This is a genomic window from Mucilaginibacter agri, assembly GCF_009928685.1.
Classification (GTDB): domain Bacteria; phylum Bacteroidota; class Bacteroidia; order Sphingobacteriales; family Sphingobacteriaceae; genus Mucilaginibacter; species Mucilaginibacter agri.
The window spans coordinates 148,672-166,931 of record NZ_WWEO01000041.1 but is presented as its reverse complement, the minus strand read 5'-3'; the positions used below and the strand labels follow the sequence as shown (position 1 = coordinate 166,931).

The following is an 18,260-nucleotide window of genomic DNA, read 5'->3' as shown; positions in this document are numbered from 1 at the left end:
TTAATACCATATAGACGATATGAACAATAAGAAGTTATTAGCAAATTTGTTAAAAAATGTTAAAGTTGGAGGTATAGAACAAACAGCGGTTAGCGTTGCATGTTTTGATGGCCTTGCTTTAAGGTATATTTATTTAATAAAAGGTGAAATTGCATTTCTATAAATACCAGGGTGCCGGCAACGATTTTATCATGATCGATAACCGCGAAAACAGGATAAATCATCAAAATCCGGCCTTTATAGCCGGTTTATGCGACCGCCGTTTCGGTATTGGCGGCGACGGTATTATGTTTTTGGAGAACGAACCCGGGTACGATTTTAAGATGGTATACTACAATGCCGATGGCCAGCCGAGTAGTATGTGCGGTAATGGCGGCCGTTGTATCGTAGCCTTCGCCAAATACCTGAAAGTTATTGGTACAGAAACCCACTTTTTGGCAGTGGATGGCCCGCATTATGCCAAAATTTCAGAAGGTGGCGACTGGGTTAGCCTGCAAATGATAGATGTTGAGGATGTTAGCAGAGATAGCGAAGCATATGTGCTTAACACAGGATCACCGCATTATGTGCAGTTAACCACCTGCCTTAAGGATAAAGATGTTTATCACGAAGGGTATGCTATACGTAACAACACTACCTATGCTGAAAAAGGCATCAACGTAAACTTTGTTGAACCTGCCGATAACGGAGGTTATTTTGTACGAACCTTTGAACGGGGTGTAGAAGATGAAACTTATGCATGTGGCACCGGCGTTACAGCAGTAGCACTAGCTATGGCTAAACACAATGGCCAAACTGGTGACGTTACTACGCCGATTAAGGTTTTGGGCGGAGATCTCAATATCCGTTTTAACAATCACGGCGACCGCTTTACCGATATATTTTTAGAGGGGCCGGCTAAACAGGTATTTGAAGGCGAGATTAACTTAGATTAATTAGGAATATCTGCTTTAAAATACTGGCAATAAGGCGAAATAATATTTCATCAAAAGATGAAATTATTACATTTACAAAAGCGCATTTTTTGCGCTTCCCCTAATGCGCCAATTATTTTCATTTTTATTATTGATTTGTTTTTTCGCCGGAAGTCTAACTGCGCTTGCACAGGGTAGCCTTGGTAAACCTGCCGTTAGCGAAACGTTTGGAGCAGGCCCTAACCCAGGTGGGCCATTGCCAGCGGGCGTTACAACCTTAATATATCAGACAGGTGCCTGCCCCGATGATGAATATTATACCATTGTGAATTCATCAAATAGTAACTGCTTTGGCGCCTGGTTTAATATTCCTTCAGATCATACCGGCGACCCTAACGGGTATTTCATGCTTGTTAATGCATCGAGAACTCCCAGCGTATTTTACACTCAAGTAGTGAAAAATTCAGAGCTTTGCCCCAATACAACCTATCTGTTCAATGCTTATATTATGAATGTGATAAGAGGCGCTGGTTCTTCATCGATACAACCTAACATTACATTTCGGATAGAAACAAGCACGGGAACGCTTTTGGCAGAAAGTGAATCGGGCAATATACGCACGGAAGATACCCCAACATGGAGGCCATACGGTATGACATTTGTTTCGCCGTCCAACGGTGCTGACGTTGTAATTAAGATGATCAATAACGCTCCAGGAGGCATTGGCAACGATTTGGCACTTGACGATATTACCTTTAGCCCCTATGGCCCTGTAATAGAAACCGGATTTAATTCAACTACATCAAATGCTGCCCAAGATCATTGCGAAGGTGACCCTTTGATTTACACGCTCGAATCGGATCAAACAGGATACAGTAACCCGAGCTATCAATGGCAGTCAAAAAGGCCAGGCGATGTGGATTGGACAAATGTTCCCGGTGGGAACTCGAAAAACTTGCCGGTTAATATCCCTAAATCGGTTGCAGGTGTGTACCAATATCGCATCGGAATTTTAGATGGTGCAAATACGTCTCCAAATTGTGTGATATATTCAGACCCCCTTGTTATAAATGTACATGCTTACCCGGCTAACACGCTTGCCGCAACAACTGGTACGTGCGCAGGTTCGCCTTTACTAAACGCAACAGGGGGCGACACTTATGATTGGACAGCGCCGAACGGAGCTGTTTTTACAGGCCCTAACCCAACCATTACTAATATGGCTACCGCAGGCGATAATGGCAGATATCGCCTAAAAATAACCACTAATGGTTGCCCTACATTTGCAACAACACAGGTTACCGTTTATCAAACAGCAAGCGTTGACCCAATAGCACCGCCATCGCCAATTTGCGAGGGTAGCAGTGTACAGCTAACTGCTGTAGGGCATAACGCCACACATTATAAATGGACGCCGTCAACAGGCTTAGACCACGATAATATTCCTAATCCAATTGCTTCGCCTAATGTAACTACGGATTATCAGGTAACGGTTAGTAACGATGGTTGCAGTGCACCGGTGCCTCCGGCATTAGTACAGGTAAGGGTGTTAAAGAAGCCACAAGCCGATGCAGGCCAAACCATTAAAATGTTTGAAGGACAAACTGTGCGGCTGAAGGGAATAGTAAAGGGCGATGATGTAACCAGCTATTGGTCGCCGCCAGATTTTTTAGATAATCCATTATCCCCTGTACCACGTGCCAGCCCTACCAGCGACATTACTTACACCTTGCACGTGGTTTCTGATAGAGGCTGCACCGAAGCCACGAGCAGTGTGTTTGTAAGGGTTTATAAAAAACTAGGCATTCCAAATACCTTTACGCCCAATGGCGATGGGAAAAACGACCAATGGAATATCACCAATTTACAAACGTATCCTAATGCTGCGGTAAGCATTTACAATCGCTCGGGCCAACAGGTATTTCAAAGCAATGGTTATGGGATACCCTGGGATGGCACTTACAATGGTTCATCTTTACCAGTAGGTACATATTATTACCTTATAGATTTGAGGGAAGATAATCTGCCCAAACAATCGGGTTGGCTGTTTATCGCCAGGTAGAAAATAAATACTGACTGTTAGGTAGTTAAATAGTATTCCATTACTGGATGAAATTAGTAGATTTACGGCTAGCGCCCCAAGCGCCACTAACCAATGCGCCTCCGTTTCTCGTTAATAATTTTCATAGCCCTACTGTGCTCTGTATTGTATACTCGCGCGCAAAGCTGCACCGGTAGTTTTGGCGCGCCGGTAGTTAATGAAACTTTTGGTAGTGGACCCACGGAGCAGGGACCGCCATTGCCAGCTGGAGTAACTACCTACAGATTTCTCGAAGCTCCTTGCGGTTTAGAAGACGGTCAATACTCCATTGCAAGCTCCATGCGTAGCACCAGTTGCAAAGGAGGTACCTGGCAGGCCATACTTAACGACCATACTTATGAAAGCACGGGCGATCCTACCGGTTATATGATGATTGTTAATGCTGCTCTTGATCCGGGTGTTTTTTATACCAAAAGAGTTAGTGGCAGTTCGCTTTGCCCGGGCACTACCTATGAGTTTAAGGCGTACATTATGAACATATTGCGGTTGATACCCAATCAGACGGACAAATTTGTGAAGCCTAACATCACCTTCAGAATAGAGACACCAGATGGTAAGCTTTTGGCGCCCGAATATAATACTGGTGATATCGACGCGCTGCCATATCCAAAATGGCTGCCCTATAGCACTACATTTGTATCTGACGGATCTGACGTGGTTGTTAAAATGATAAATAACAGCAGTGGTAGCGATGGGAACGATCTGGCCCTCGACGACATTACCTTTAGCCCTTGCGGTGCAATGGTTCAGTCCGGATTTAATACAATTGCTGCCAGCGCAGATGATGAGACCCAAAAGGCCTGTGCCAACGATAACCTGAATTACACTTTGGTATCTAGACAAACCGGCTATACCAATCCCACTTACAAATGGCAACAGAATATTAATAACAGTGGCTGGATAGATATTGAGGGAGCTACAGGCCCTACGTTACCGCTAAGCCTGCCCCATGTTGCAGCTGGAAGATATTTGTATCATGTTGGTGTTTTAAACGGAAGCCAAGCCGGTGCAGAAAGTTGCCGCATCTACTCAGACCCATTATCCATATTTGTTTATAATTATATAACGCCTGTGGTTGATAAGGCTACAAGTGCATGCGCCGGATCACCCCTACAACTTAGCGCAACGGGAGGGTTAAACGGAAGCTACGAATGGACCGGCCCCAATGGCTACTCCGCAACCGGCGATAGCCCGGTTGTTACCCAAATTGCCGACAAAAGCTTTGAAGGGGTTTACTCGGTTAAAATAACCACCAACGGCTGTCCGTCTTTTGCAAATACTACCGTGAAGGTGTATGACGCTCCGCTGCTTAATCCAATAACAGTGCACCCGATATGCGAAGGCTCGAGCATACAATTAGTGGCGTCGGGTACAAATATTACACATTACAAATGGACACCTTCTTATGGATTAGACCACGATGATATTGCCAACCCCATTGCAAGCCCGGCGGTTACAACCAACTATCAGGTTGAAGTTTACAATGATGGATGTGATAACAGGCCATCATCGCCTCCAATAACGGTAACAGTTTGGGCAAAGCCCCAGGCCGATGCAGGCCAAACCATTAAGATGTTTGAAGGGCAAACTGTGCGGCTGAAAGGAGTGGTAAAAGGCGACAATGTAACCAGCTACTGGTCGCCGCCAGATTTTTTAGATGATCCAACATCGCCCATACCGCATACCAGTGCTACCAGCGATATAACCTATACCCTGCATGTAGTATCCAGTACAGGTTGCGGCGAGGCTACTAGCAGCGTATTTGTAAGGGTTTATAAAAAACTAGGTATTCCAAATACCTTTACACCTAATGGAGATGGCAAAAACGACCAATGGAACATCACCAACTTACAAACGTATCCTAACGCTGCGGTAAGCATTTACAATCGCTCGGGGCAGCAGGTATTTCAAAGCAATGGTTATAGTGTGCCTTGGGGAGGCACGTATAATGGCTCACCTTTGCCGGTAGGAACGTATTACTACATTATTGACTTGAGAGAAGATAACCTCGACAAACAATCGGGCTGGTTATTTATTGCCAGGTAATTTAAAAAGAAAACCCCGGCTCTTTGAGCCGGGGTTTTCTTTTTAAAGTGTAAGCGCACTCGAGCTATACACATGGTATTCGCCCGGAGCGAGGGTTATGGTATAAGGGATACTCGGCACATTAATAGTAGTGCCGGTTATATTATCATACCAACTACCGGTTGATGGGAAGCTGATACTGCTGCTTTGGCTTACTACATCAAAGTTACCTACAACCTCAACCTTGTTGCTCGTGCCGGTAAGCTGCACATATTTAATGGCGCCGCTGGTGCCATAACTAAATGTTTTGGTGTTGAATACCTCATTCTTGGTACGCATCCTGATCAGCCTCGAATAGATAGTGTACAGATGATGGCGGTTAGCGTCGTTCATAAATTCCCAATGTATAGGCTTTGGATCGGTACGGCCGGGTACGTTAATACTAATGTCGTAGCCCAATTCTCCAAATTGCCATATCATTTTCGGTCCCGGCGAAGCTAGTAAAAATGCAGCAGCCATCTCCTCGCGTTTTAATCCGGTAGCAATGTCTTTCACATTGTAGCCTGTTGCCGTATTACCATAATTTTCATTTTTAAACTGAAGGCGCTCTTCGTCATGACTTTCAAAATAACTTACCAGGTTGTCGGGCTGGGTAAAGCCGTGTTGATCATAAAACAAACGGGAGAAATTAGAAGTGCCTATCCAGCCCATTGTTGCTTCGTTAGCGTTATAGTTCAGGTTGTTCCACATAATCATGCCTTGTGAGGCAAGCGCCTGCTCTTCCTGATCTACAGCGAAGTGCTCGAGGATCACGTAGAAATTATTAGGATCAACGCTTTTGATAAAATTGTTATAATCTGTCCATATTGCCACCCGACTGGCATCGTAGGCGGCAAAGGAGGCATCGTCGTTAGAAACCTTTTGGGTAAAGCCTTTCGACAAATCGAACCGGAAACCATCTATCTTATACTCCTGCATCCAAAATTTCATTACGTTTTTAGCGAAGTACTTTGTAGCTGCGCTCTCGTGGTTAAAATCGAAACCGACACTGTAGGGATGCGTTGCATCCACATTAAACCAGGGATTGTTGGCAGCAGGCTTGCTTGTTGCAGCGTTCCAATACAATTGCACCATGGGCGACGAACCAAACGAATGGTTAAGCACCATATCTTGTATAACGGCCATACCATTAGAGTGGCATTCATCAATAAAAGCTTTCAAAGCGTTTTTAGTGCCATAATATTTATCGGGAGCAAAGTAAAAGTTAGGGTTGTATCCCCACGATGAGTTGCCTTCGAATTCATTGATCGGCATTAACTCCACTGCGTTTACACCTAAATTCTTCAAATAGCTAAGTGTGTCTTTCAGTGTTTGGTAGTTGTGTGCAGCAATAAAGTCGCGTAAATGCAGCTCGTAAATCACCAGTTTGTTTTTATCCGGGCGGGTAAACGAGGTGTTTTTCCAGCTGTAAGCCGGTTGCGTGCCCTGCATAACACTAACAATACCGGTTGTTTTGCCGGTAGGGTAGGCCATCAGGTTTGGATATGTTTCGGTAGGGATGTATTTGTCATTATCCGGGTCGAGCACCTTTTCACAGTAAGGATCGGCTACTTTTAAAGCACCATCCACCAGATACTGATAGGCATATTCTTTGGCAGGGTCGATATTATCTACCTGTACCCACCAGCGCTTACCATCGGTAGATTTGGTCATGGCGGTCGGTTGCCAGTTATTAAAGTCGCCGATAACAGACACTGAGGTTTTTTCAGGCGCATACAGGTTGAATATCACCGATTTACCACTGTTAATAAAGGTAGCGCCATCGTTGGCGCTACTCGGTACATCTTTGCCGGTACCGTTCCCGGTATCGTTCCCGGTGTTGGGGTTTGAAGATTTTTTACATCCGGTTCCTGCTATTAGCAGCAGTCCCAGAAGTAACATGTAAAAGTTTTTCATGTTAATAAATTGGGGTTTATGAGCGGCGATGTTAGGTGTCGAAACTCCCGCCATTACAGCTTCTTATAATTGGTGTGCTATAAAAGTAATATTTATAAAGCTGAAGTTGCAAATTTTACCACGAGTTTTTATTTGGTGCAAAATATATTATAGAGGTGTCATATAAGTGTGTTATTAACACTGTTGGCAAAAAAAAAGCCCGAAATTCTTTTACTTGAGCGATTTTCTGATTACGTTTGAATTTTTTCTTTACTGTAGCTTCAATAAATTTTTTACCGAATTTATGTTGCGCGTAGACAGTACCAAACCCTGCCAGATTATTTACTCCCTCGCCAGGCACGAGTACTTGTCTTATGTAATAGAGCCGCACATTGTGCAGCTTAACCCCAACGGCGAATTTTCACTCACTTACCAGCGTCTCTTTTCTAACACAGCATCCGAATTTGCAAGCTGTTTAAACGAAAGCGATTTTAAGCTCATTAAAGTGCTGGAAGACATTGAGCAGGGTAACATCATTAAGAAATATTATAAAAAACCCATCCGGCCGTACGAGTTTTTTAGCAAGATATTTAACGAGCAGCTATTTGATGTTATCAGGCCAAAGATTGAGAAAAAGATGGCCGAGGTGCTCAACTCCATTCGCGATAAAGAAATTTACTTGATGAGTAAGGAGGGCTACCCCGCCGGTCGCAAGCTCACCATTGCAGAGGAGCCCGCAACCATACTATTCCACTTTAAACGTAACGAGACGGAGATAAGGTATTACCCAACTATCAAGTATCAGAACCTGAAGATCGAATTTATATTCAAGGGGGCCGAGATCATCTGTAACCACCCGGCCTGGCTGCTCCTGGATGATGTGCTTTATCATTTCGAAAAAGATATTGAGGGTAAAAAACTGCAGCCCTTTTTAAATAAGCGATTTATCGCCATACCGCGTTCGTCGGAGAAATCGTACATGGAGCGCTTTGTTGCGCCATTGATCGAAAAGCACCATGTGCATGCTGAAGGCTTTACCATTAATACCGAGAAGTATGATGCAGTACCGATGTTGAAACCTATCATTGTTGATGGCGGCACTTCGCAACTGCAATTGTATTTTAAGTATGCCGGCTATATTTTCCCATACGGCGATGGCCGAACGGTTTCGGTGCGTATAGAGCACCACGACGATGAATATTTATTCCACCGCATTAAACGCTCGGTGACCTGGGAAAAAGGTAAACTGCAGATACTGGAAGATATGGGGCTAAAGCCAGCATCTTCATTGTTCCAGAACCTGGAGGTTGATGAAAAAAGCGAAGATGGCGACCGTGCCTTTTCTATCCTTGAATGGCTCAACCAACACCACGACCAACTACAGCAGGAGGGCTTCGTTATAGAACAACCCGAAGGTAACAAGCGCTATTTATTTGGAAGCAGTAAAATAGATGTACAGGTAAGCGAACGTAACGACTGGTTTGATATTTACGCTGTGGTTTATTTCGGCCCGTATCAGATACCGTTTATAGATCTGCGCAACCACATCCTTAATCGCAAAAAAGAATTTGTACTACCCTCGGGCGAAATTGCGGTAATACCAGAAAAGTGGTTTTCGCAATACAGTAACCTACTGCACTTTAGCGATGGCAGCAAGGATCTGAAATTAAAGAAACATCACATTGGCCTTATTAACGAATTAGCCGAGGGCGAACTGGCCAGCATCACCATGAGCCGCAAGCTGCAAAAACTAACAGATTTTGACGATCTGGAAGATATTGCCATGCCAGAAAACTTTAACGGCAGTTTGCGTAGTTATCAGAAGGCCGGTTACAACTGGTTCCATTTTTTGAAGAAATTCCACTTTGGCGGCTGTTTGGCTGATGATATGGGTTTGGGTAAAACCATCCAGACTTTAGCCCTGCTCCAAAAAAATAAAGAAGAGGCCGAAGCTGAAGGTGGCAAAAGCACCTCGCTTTTGATTATGCCAACTTCGCTCATTTACAACTGGATGAACGAGGCTAAAAAGTTTACTCCGCAATTACGACTGATGGTGCATACAGGTGTGTTCCGTTATAAATCGGCTGATGTTTTTGCCAATTACGATGTGGTGGTAACCACCTATGGCATTAGCCGCATCGATATCGAGTTGATGAAAGGGTTCTTTTTTGACTATGTGATATTGGACGAAAGTCAGAACATTAAAAACCCATCGTCCAAATCTTACCAGGCGGTTAAGCAATTAAAATCAAGGCACAAATTAATCTTGAGCGGTACACCTGTAGAAAACTCGGTGAACGATTTGTGGACGCAGATGTCTTTTATAAACCCTGGTTTACTTGGCAGCCAGAAATATTTTTCGGATGAGTTTGTTACTCCGATAGAAAAGAAAAAAGACGAAGACAAAGCCCACAAGCTGCAAACGTTGATTAAACCTTTTGTACTTCGCCGTACTAAAGAACAGGTAGCAACTGAGCTTCCGCCAAAAACGGAGCACCTGTTTTATTGCCAGATGAGCGAGGAGCAGGCCGAGGTATACGAAAAAGTAAAATCTGAATACCGCAATGAGTTATTGCAGGGATTGGAAAACGGCACCTATGTGCAAAGCCAGATCCAGGTATTACAAGGCTTAACCAAGTTGCGCCAGATTGCGAATCACCCGTCGATGATCGACGAGGCTTACGAGGGCGATTCAGGCAAGTTTGAAGACGTAGTGCATACACTTTCAAATGTGCTGGACGCGGGTCATAAAGTGCTGATATTTTCGCAGTTTGTTAAACAGTTGGGCATTTACCGCGATTATCTTGATAAAAAAGATATTGGTTATGCATACCTCGATGGCAGTACCCAAAACCGTGGCGATGTGGTAAAAAACTTTCAGGAAGATGAAAAAACCAGCGTATTCCTGATCTCTATAAAAGCGGGTGGGGTAGGCCTCAACCTAACCAGTGCCGATTATGTATTTATCCTCGATCCATGGTGGAACCCGGCTATTGAGCAACAGGCTATTGACAGAACGCACCGCATTGGCCAAACCAAAAATATTTTCATCTACAAGTTCATTACTAAAGACACGGTGGAAGAAAAAATCCTGGCACTGCAGCAGCGAAAATTAAGTGTTGCTCGTGCTTTAATTACTACTGAAGAAAGCTTCATCAAAACCCTTACTGCGGATGATATCCGGGAGATCTTGAAATAATTTATAGTTTAGCATCGCACGATTTAGCCCTATGAAATATCTTTTACTGCTGATACTTTGCGTAATCGCCGCTTACGGCGCAAATGCCCAGACTATTTCCAATGTGAATTTTGATGAAATTAAAAAGGAGATTGCAACTAATGGAGCCCAGAACTATTCGACTTTAATGAAACGGGCCAGTGTAAATGATTCCACTCTTACGGCCAACGATTATAAGCATTTATACTACGGGCAGGTATTTCAGGCAAACTATTCGCCTTATGGTGGTAAGCTCGATGCAGACGCAGCCATGAAGCTGGCTGACCAGGATATTGCCGCAGCCGAAAAACAGATAGACGCGCTGCTTGCCGAAAATCCTGCCAATATGGACGCGCTGTATGATAAGGCGCTGTTATTGTTTAGAACCAGTAATAAAGCACAGGCTTATCCTTACATGAATCGGTTTCGCAGCTTGCTGGCATGTGTGTTAAGCAGTGGCGACGGCAAAACGGCAAACACTGCCCTTGTTGTTGCCTGCGTGCCCGACGAATACCAGGTGATGAAATTTATGCGCTTAAAATTGATATCGCAGGCGCTGGATAGCAAAATGCAGTGTGATATAATGAAAGTGGAGCGCATGGGCGAATCTGGCCAAACTACGCTTTACTTTAATGTAGAAAAGCCGCTTTCGGCAGGCATGAAATAATAGCCACTACTTCTAATCAGTTATTTCTGTTTCGGGCCACTATAAATGCGCCACCAGTCTGCACGTGCCGATGACGCGGCGCGATCGCCTACATATTTTTATCCGCCTTTCCTCGAGTGCGATTGCATCGCGTGTGCACACTTCCCTGCGTTTGCAACGCCACGCTGCGAAACGCAACAAATTCCCCAATTCCACAGCTTTTTCCCCAAGTTATTATTTGGGGAATATTCCACACTCTTAAAAAAGCGCTTTTAAATCCATTTTGACGCACTTTTCTCATTTTTTCTCACATCGGTACACGTTTTGCCTTAACCTATACATCAAACGATAATTAAAAACTTTAAAACATAAAATCATGAACAACTCAATCATCATCGCAGGTATCATCGCTCAGGCAGCTCCTTTATTCTTAGTAGTAAAAACCATCGCTAACAAATTCAACAACTAATCAACAATACATTTTTCAACCATCAAATCTTGAATATCATGAACACTTCAATCGTAATCGCAGGTATCGTAGCACAGGCAGCTCCTTTATTCTTAGTAGTAAAAACTATCGCTAACAGATTCAATAGCTAATCAACAATCACATATTTTAACCATCAAATCTTAAAATCATGAACACTTCAATCGTAATTGCAGGTATTGTTGCACAAGCAGCCCCATTGTTTTTAGTAGTAAAAACTATTGCTAACAGATTCAATAGCTAATCAATAATCACATATTTCAACCATTAAATCTTTAAATATCATGAACACTTCAATCGTAATCGCAGGTATCATAGCACAAGCAGCTCCATTGTTCTTAGTAGTAAAAACTATCGCCACCAAATTCAATAGCTAAACATTACTGTTACGTCAGTATATGCAATCGCTCTAACCCCTTCTGTTCCGTATTAATCTACTAGTTAGAACCTGGTCTAATTCTCCCCCTAATATTTCTTGAAACCCGATGCTTCAAATAAGCTATTTTGAAGCCAGCTATTTTGGCGCCTTTGTTGGGCTGCAATAAATTTATTTCCTTTTGTTTTTGCCGAAAACCACAGGCACACTTTGCGCCTTGTCAGGGGTTGAATTATGCATCTTACGCATAGAATTCATAACGCGCTAAAACAACATTGCCCCGTTGTTTGTATAAACATCATCTCATACTTTTTATGAAAAAATTTGTACTGCTTACCCTACTTATTGCGGGCAGCTTAATGGGCTTCGCTCAAGGTAAAGTTTTATGTTGTGGTAATCCGAGCGCAACGCAACAGTTTGCCATGTTGGCATCAAACAAAAACTTCCGGATGGCGCACCTTGTTCCGTCCAAAGTGCATTTTCAAAGCAGCATTGGTAAAGCCATTACATACACCACACCCGATGGGAAACAAGCGATGGCTTATGAACTGAAAGCTAAGAAACCAACCAACAACTACTTGCTGGTAATTCACGAGTGGTGGGGCCTGAACGATTTCGTAAAACAAGAGTCAGAAAAATTATATAATGACATAGGCAATGTTAATGTTATTGCACTCGACCTCTACGACGGTAAGGTTGCCACCACCCGCGATGAGGCCGGTAAATTTATGCAAGCCGTGCAAGACGATAGGGCACAGGCTATAATTAAAGGTGCCATAACCTATGCAGGCCCTAAAGCCCATATTGCTACATTGGGCTGGTGCTTTGGCGGCGGTTGGAGCTTACAAAGCAGTTTGCTGGCAGGCAACCAGGATGTTGCGTGCGTAATGTACTATGGTATGCCCGAGCAAGATGTAAACAAACTAAAAACCCTGCATGCCGATGTATTGGGCAACTTTGCCAATAAAGATCAATGGATAAACCCGAAAGTGGTTGCCAAGTTTCAGGCCGATATGGCAAGTGCAGGTAAAAAACTCATCGTACACCAATACGATGCCGACCATGGTTTTGCCAATCCAAGTAGCCCTATTTATGACAGCAACGCAACTAAAGAAGCTTATGGTTATACGCTGGCCTTTTTGAAGGCACGTTTAAAATAATGTCATAAAATACCCGTGAATATGCAGAGCAGGCCCTCGCGCTTGCTCTTTTTAGTAATATTGTACCAAATTTCTATCGTTGACCCGCGCCGCAAAAAAATTATTCTCTTATCTGATAAAGCTTGCCATACTGGTTTTGGCATTCACTTTCATTTATCGTAAGGTAAGTAACAATGCCAATTTAACGCAGTTTCGTAAACTGATTTCGGTAATAGATCGGCAGGAGGTAGTATTTGTATTGATACTGGTTTTACTGTTGATGTTGCTCAACTGGTTTCTGGAGGCACTTAAGTGGCGTTACCTTACCCGGGTGCTTGCACCTATAACTATATACCGGGCTGTAGAATCTGTTTTCTGCGGATTAACATGGGCCATTTTCACTCCCAACCGCCTTGGCGAATATGGCGGCAGGGTTATGTTTTTACCACCACGTAAACGTATCCATGGCGTGTTTTCTATGGCGGTGGGTTCGCTAGGGCAAATGGTGCTTACCAATGTGCTGGGCATAATTGCCATTTTATGGTTTGGTTACACCTTTTTGCACATGCAAATCTGGCTTTATTTAGCTGCGGTGTTTGCTGGTGGACTGGTTATGATGCTTTTGCTGGTGTTTTACTTCAACGTGAGCTGGCTGGTATCGGTACTTAATGCCATACCATTCTTGAAAAAATACCATAGGTTTTTTGATATTATGGACCGCTACCACGTTACCGAGCTTAATCGTATTATGTTGTATTGCGTTGCCCGGTTTGCGGTCTTTACCTTCCAATATTTTTTAGTTCTGCATTTATTGATACCAGAAATGGCTGCACTGCCTATGATTATGATGGTGCTGATCCTTTTCTTTATCCAATCCATACTACCCTCGCTCGATCTGATTGACGTGGGCGTGCGCAGCATAACCGCAACCACCTTTTTTGCCTATATTACCACCCAGCAAATAGCCGTAATTGCAGCCGTATCTTCCATCTGGTTTATTAATTTAATTGTTCCGGCTATATTAGGTTCTATATTTGTTTTTAAGTTAAAGTTCTTTTGATCTCAATTTACACCTACATTTCATTTCTGCTAACCGGGCTTTACCTGCTGGTTATTGTTTATCTGATTAAGGGCTGGGCTGCTTTAAAACGGCCGGTGCTGTCGTCAACAACCTTTAATACAAAGGTTACCATACTGATAGCCGCACGTAATGAAGAAGACAACTTAGCAGAAACCATAGAAGACCTACTGGCGCAAGATTATCCCAAAGAGCTTACTGAAATTATAATTGTAGACGACCACTCTACCGATAACACAGCCGGTATTATCCGCAGCTATGCCGACCAAGGTGTGAAGTTGCTGCAATTACAGGCAGATCAGGCGCTAAATTCCTATAAAAAGAAGGCCATTACAGAGGCCATTGCCATGTCCACCGGCGATTTGCTGGTAGCCACGGACGCCGATTGCCGCATGGGCAGTAAGTGGCTTTCCTCGATAGTGGGGTATTACGAAAAGTATAACCCGGTAATGATTTCCTCGCCGGTAAATTATTTTCATGAGCAATCATTCTTCGAACGTTTGCAAACTTTAGAATTTTCGTTCCTGATCGGTATTGGAGCCGCGTTTATTGGCAACGGCCGTGCCTCAACCTGCAATGGTGCTAACCTGGCTTATCGCAAAGACGTGTTTTACGAAGTGGGCGGTTTTAAAGGCATAGATGATTTGGCATCGGGAGATGACGAACTGTTATTACAAAAAGTAGCGGCAGTTTATCCGGGGCGAATAGGTTTTCTTAAACTTCGCGAAGCCATTGTTTATACTTACGCTAAGCCAGATTTGGGCGCATTTTTGCAGCAACGCCGTCGTTGGGCATCAAAATCAACCAGGTACAAGGATAAAAAAGTTGTAGCCCTCGCCGTTGGGATATGGGCTTTTAATGCATCGTTGATATTAAATGTGGCTTTGGGTTTTTTTAATCCCTGGTTTTTTAAATTGCTGTTAGCAGAGTTTTTGGTTAAAGTATTATTTGAAACCGCACTTCTGATGCCGATAATGGATTTTTTTAAAAGAACGGCTTTGCTTAAGTATATGGTAATATTGTCGCCCATACATATATTTTATATGGTTTATATAGGTTTAATGGGCAATACAAGTAAGTATAATTGGAAAGGACGAATGGTTAGATAAATTAACCAATTCGATAAATGAAAAAACTCTTCGGCTAACAATAATTAATTTTCTAATTTAGACCGTATTGCTAACGTTTAATGGAACACATTGATCAAAGTTCGGGCGAAGATGAGCTGATTCGGTTATTGCTTAAAAGGCAATCAGAGTTAAACTCACTCCTAGAGGTTACCCGGGCAATCAATAAAAATACTTCTACCCCCGTCCTTATACAAATGTTGGAGGTTATTTTAAAGAATTACCTCCAGGTGGGCAAACTGCGTTTCTTGGTAGAAAAGAACGGTAGCTTTGTATGCGTTGCAAAATATGGTGGCGAAACCGAAAATACTGCAGCACTTGTCCGATCGTGTCAGCGACTTAATAAGATAAAATCGCCTATGATATTAACCAGCCATCGCGATCCTATTTTAAAAGAGTACCATTATTTTATCCCCTTTCATCATAAAAATAAACCGTTAGCCTACGCCCTTATTGGCGACTTTAATACCTCGGGCGATATGGTTAGCAATGACCTTAACTTTATTCAAACGCTTATTAACGTTATAGTAGTAGCGCTTGAAAATAAAAAGCTTTTCCGCGAACGCCTGCAAACCGAACGTTTTCAGCGGGAGATGGAGCTTGCGGTTGAGGTACAGAATATGCTGATACCTTTAAGGTTGCATAAAGACAAAGCTGTGGAAATCGGTGCTAAGTATCTTCCACATCAGGATATCGGCGGCGACTATTTTGATTTTATCCGCCTTAACGACCATCAATTTTTGTGGTGTATTGCTGATGTTTCGGGTAAGGGTATTTCGGCAGCATTATTAATGGCCAATTTCCAGGCCAGCTTACGTGCCTGGGCCGGGGTGGAGACAGACTTAGGCACAGTGGTAGAGCGATTAAACAAAATTGTAATTAAGAATACAAAGGGCGAGCGTTTTATAACTCTCTTTGTGGCCAAGTACGACGAGGAAACCCGTACGCTCGACTACATTAACGCCGGGCATAACCCGCCAATCTTATGGTCAGATGGCGCGGTGTCGTCATTGGGCCTTGGTACAACCATGCTGGGTGTGTTTGAAGACCTGCCGTTTGTAAATCAAGGAGAAGTAGTGATAGAACCGGGATCGTTAATATTTAACTACACCGATGGGCTGATGGACTACGAGTTGAAAAATGATACCCATTGGAAGGACGAGCAGCTGCAGGAATTTGTAATGGCCAACGGCCACCTTACCCCCGATAGGTTTAATCAAACCATTATGGACCACCTTAACCTGGTTATAAAAGGAAAGGCCATTGACGATATTACCCTGTTAACGTTGAGAATTTTCTGAGAAACTCTCAACCATAAACCGGATATTTGCTCCACACTTAAAAATGTTATTAGCCAGGTATCAGCACGAATTTATTGAAGCCGGATGCGATGAAGCCGGTCGCGGCTGTTTAGCCGGTCCTGTTTTTGCAGCCGCGGTAATATTGCCCCATGATTTTGATCATCACTTGCTGAACGACTCCAAACAGCTGGACGAAGATACCCGCTACCAACTGCGCGCTGAGATCGAAGAAAAAGCCATTGCCCATGCTGTAGCTTTTGTTGATAATATCGAGATAGACAAAATCAATATTCTGAACGCCTCTTTCTTAGCGATGCATCGCGCAATTGAAAAATTGCACCTCGAGCCACAGTTTTTAATTATAGACGGTAACCGTTTTAACAAATACCGCAGCACGCCGCATAAATGCATTATTAAAGGCGATTCACTATATTTCAGCATTGCCGCTGCATCTATCCTCGCTAAAACCTACCGGGACGACTTTATGAAACAAATTGCCGAAGAGCACCCCGAATACGATTGGCACAGTAATAAAGGGTATCCTACCATAAAGCACCGTAATGCTGTATTAGAAATGGGTTTTACACCGTATCACCGCCGTACTTTCAGGGTTACAGACCCGCAGTTAACAATTTTTTAAAGAAGCTTTGATAAGTCGGCTGGGATGGTATTTTTGCAATAAACCAAATTAACCCAGTGAAGGTACTTATTCTTACACACCGAGTCCCATTTCCGCAGAATGGAGGATACCCTATTGTGGTGTGTAATACGATTAGGGGCTTGCTTAACCTGGGACATGACGTTTCTTTATTTGCGCTCGATCCCAAACAGAACGCCCACCATCACGAAGAATATGCCGGTTCGTATGATCTGATTGAGAGGATCCACTACAAATCATACCCTATCAATATCGGCGTATCTATATATGAGGCGGTGCTTAACCTCTTTAACGAACATGCGCATTATGCCAACAGGTTTCACGATCACGGTTTCGAAAAGCTGCTGATCCAGGAACTTGCAGATCGTAGTTACGATATTATCCAGTTTGAGGGCTTATTTATCACCCCCTATATAAATGCGGTAAGTAAACATAGCAAAGCCAAGCTTATCTATCGTTCACACAATGTAGAGCACCAGGTTTGGCATCGCCTGGCTGTGCAAAAAGGCGACCCTCTGAAAAAATGGTACCTCAAGCTAATGGCTTCGAGGATTAAAAAATACGAGCTGCACCAACTCAACCGCTTTGATGCTATTGGAGTGTTCACTGCACAGGATAGGGATACCATGCTCAATTGTAAAATAGCCCCGCCGGTGAGTATATTGCCGGTAGGCTTAAACATGGAGCAGTACAAGCCCGATTATAGCAAAGTCGAGTTCCCCAGCCTATTCTTTTTGGGGTCGTTAGATTGGATGCCTAACCGCGAGGGGATCCAGTGGTTTTTAAATACCTTTTACCACGATCTGAGCACCGGCGAACTGAATGTGCGGTTTTACGTAGCCGGTAACGACATTCCCGAACAGTTTGATGATTATGAGGTGATGGGCAAAATCTACATTCAGGGTGAGGTTGACGACGCGCTGGAGTTTGTAAACAGCAAATCCATTATGATAGTTCCTTTACTATCCAGCGGCGGTATGCGCGTTAAAATTGTGGAGGGAATGGCCATGGAAAAATGCATTATTTCTACAGCATTGGGTGCTGAGGGCATAGGCTACACCCACGGTGAAAATATTCTGATTGCCAATGATGCCGACGAGTTTTACCACCACATCCGCAAATGCATAACCGACGAGGAATATTGCAAAACTATAGGACAAAATGCCCGTAAGCTGGTAGAAAGTACCCATGATATTAGTGTTGTTACAAATAAGCTGGTGGCTTTTTATCAGCAGGTGTTAACGGACTAAGGTAAT

General features: G+C 43.4%; 13 protein-coding genes. 12 read left to right on the top strand and 1 reads right to left on the bottom strand.

All coding sequences use genetic code 11. The features are described from left to right. The first annotated feature begins 19 nt into the window (after window positions 1-19). The 4 genes from GSY63_RS08015 (at window position 20) to GSY63_RS08000 (ending at window position 5,061) form a co-directional block, all read left to right on the top strand. Window positions 20-163: a hypothetical protein gene (locus GSY63_RS08015; protein WP_166585279.1), complete on the top strand. Its 144-nt coding sequence runs from the start codon at window positions 20-22 to the stop codon at window positions 161-163. Then, window positions 144-935 (top strand): diaminopimelate epimerase, encoded by a 792-nt coding sequence (gene dapF / locus GSY63_RS08010; RefSeq protein ID WP_166585278.1) that lies wholly within the window; start codon window positions 144-146, stop codon window positions 933-935. Before GSY63_RS08015 ends, dapF begins: the two co-directional genes overlap by 20 nt. 103 nt (window positions 936-1,038) lie before the next feature. Further along, a complete protein-coding gene (locus GSY63_RS08005) occupies window positions 1,039-2,976 on the top strand; it encodes a gliding motility-associated C-terminal domain-containing protein (RefSeq protein WP_166585277.1) in 1,938 nt (645 codons plus the stop codon). Window positions 2,977-3,069: 93 nt separating this feature from the next. Next, window positions 3,070-5,061, top strand: a complete 1,992-nt coding sequence (locus tag GSY63_RS08000) for a gliding motility-associated C-terminal domain-containing protein (protein WP_166585276.1) — start codon at window positions 3,070-3,072, stop codon at window positions 5,059-5,061. Between the two features lie 42 nt (window positions 5,062-5,103). Here the strand turns inward: GSY63_RS08000 and GSY63_RS07995 are convergent, their stop codons facing one another. After that, entirely contained in the window at window positions 5,104-6,996 is a 1,893-nt protein-coding gene (locus GSY63_RS07995; protein WP_208094490.1) for an alpha-amylase family glycosyl hydrolase, read from the bottom strand. A gap of 283 nt (window positions 6,997-7,279) precedes the next feature. Here GSY63_RS07995 and GSY63_RS07990 point away from each other — a divergent pair, with 283 nt between their 5' ends. From GSY63_RS07990 to GSY63_RS25065, 8 genes are all read left to right on the top strand, one after another. Continuing rightward, entirely contained in the window at window positions 7,280-10,174 is a 2,895-nt protein-coding gene (locus GSY63_RS07990) for a DEAD/DEAH box helicase (RefSeq protein ID WP_166585275.1), read from the top strand. A 31-nt stretch (window positions 10,175-10,205) separates the two neighbouring features. Next, the gene (locus tag GSY63_RS07985; protein ID WP_166585274.1) at window positions 10,206-10,859 is read left to right on the top strand and encodes a DUF4919 domain-containing protein; all 654 of its coding nucleotides are present in this window, start codon (window positions 10,206-10,208) and stop codon (window positions 10,857-10,859) included. Window positions 10,860-12,015: 1,156 nt separating this feature from the next. After that, window positions 12,016-12,861 (top strand): dienelactone hydrolase family protein, encoded by an 846-nt coding sequence (locus GSY63_RS07980; RefSeq protein WP_166585273.1) that lies wholly within the window; start codon window positions 12,016-12,018, stop codon window positions 12,859-12,861. A gap of 79 nt (window positions 12,862-12,940) precedes the next feature. Next, window positions 12,941-13,900 carry a lysylphosphatidylglycerol synthase domain-containing protein gene (locus GSY63_RS07975; protein ID WP_166585272.1) on the top strand — a complete coding sequence of 320 codons (960 nt, stop codon included), beginning with the start codon at window positions 12,941-12,943 and terminating at the stop codon, window positions 13,898-13,900. After that, a complete protein-coding gene (locus tag GSY63_RS07970) occupies window positions 13,897-15,027 on the top strand; it encodes a glycosyltransferase family 2 protein (protein WP_166585271.1) in 1,131 nt (376 codons plus the stop codon). The genes GSY63_RS07975 and GSY63_RS07970 overlap by 4 nt, the downstream gene beginning before the upstream one ends. Window positions 15,028-15,107: 80 nt before the next feature. Then, entirely contained in the window at window positions 15,108-16,346 is a 1,239-nt protein-coding gene (locus GSY63_RS07965; RefSeq protein ID WP_166585270.1) for a PP2C family protein-serine/threonine phosphatase, read from the top strand. 43 nt (window positions 16,347-16,389) lie between these two features. Next, window positions 16,390-16,986 carry a ribonuclease HII gene (locus GSY63_RS07960; RefSeq protein WP_166585269.1) on the top strand — a complete coding sequence of 199 codons (597 nt, stop codon included), beginning with the start codon at window positions 16,390-16,392 and terminating at the stop codon, window positions 16,984-16,986. A gap of 56 nt (window positions 16,987-17,042) precedes the next feature. Beyond that, window positions 17,043-18,254 (top strand): glycosyltransferase family 4 protein, encoded by a 1,212-nt coding sequence (locus tag GSY63_RS25065; RefSeq protein ID WP_166585268.1) that lies wholly within the window; start codon window positions 17,043-17,045, stop codon window positions 18,252-18,254. Window positions 18,255-18,260 lie beyond the last annotated feature (6 nt).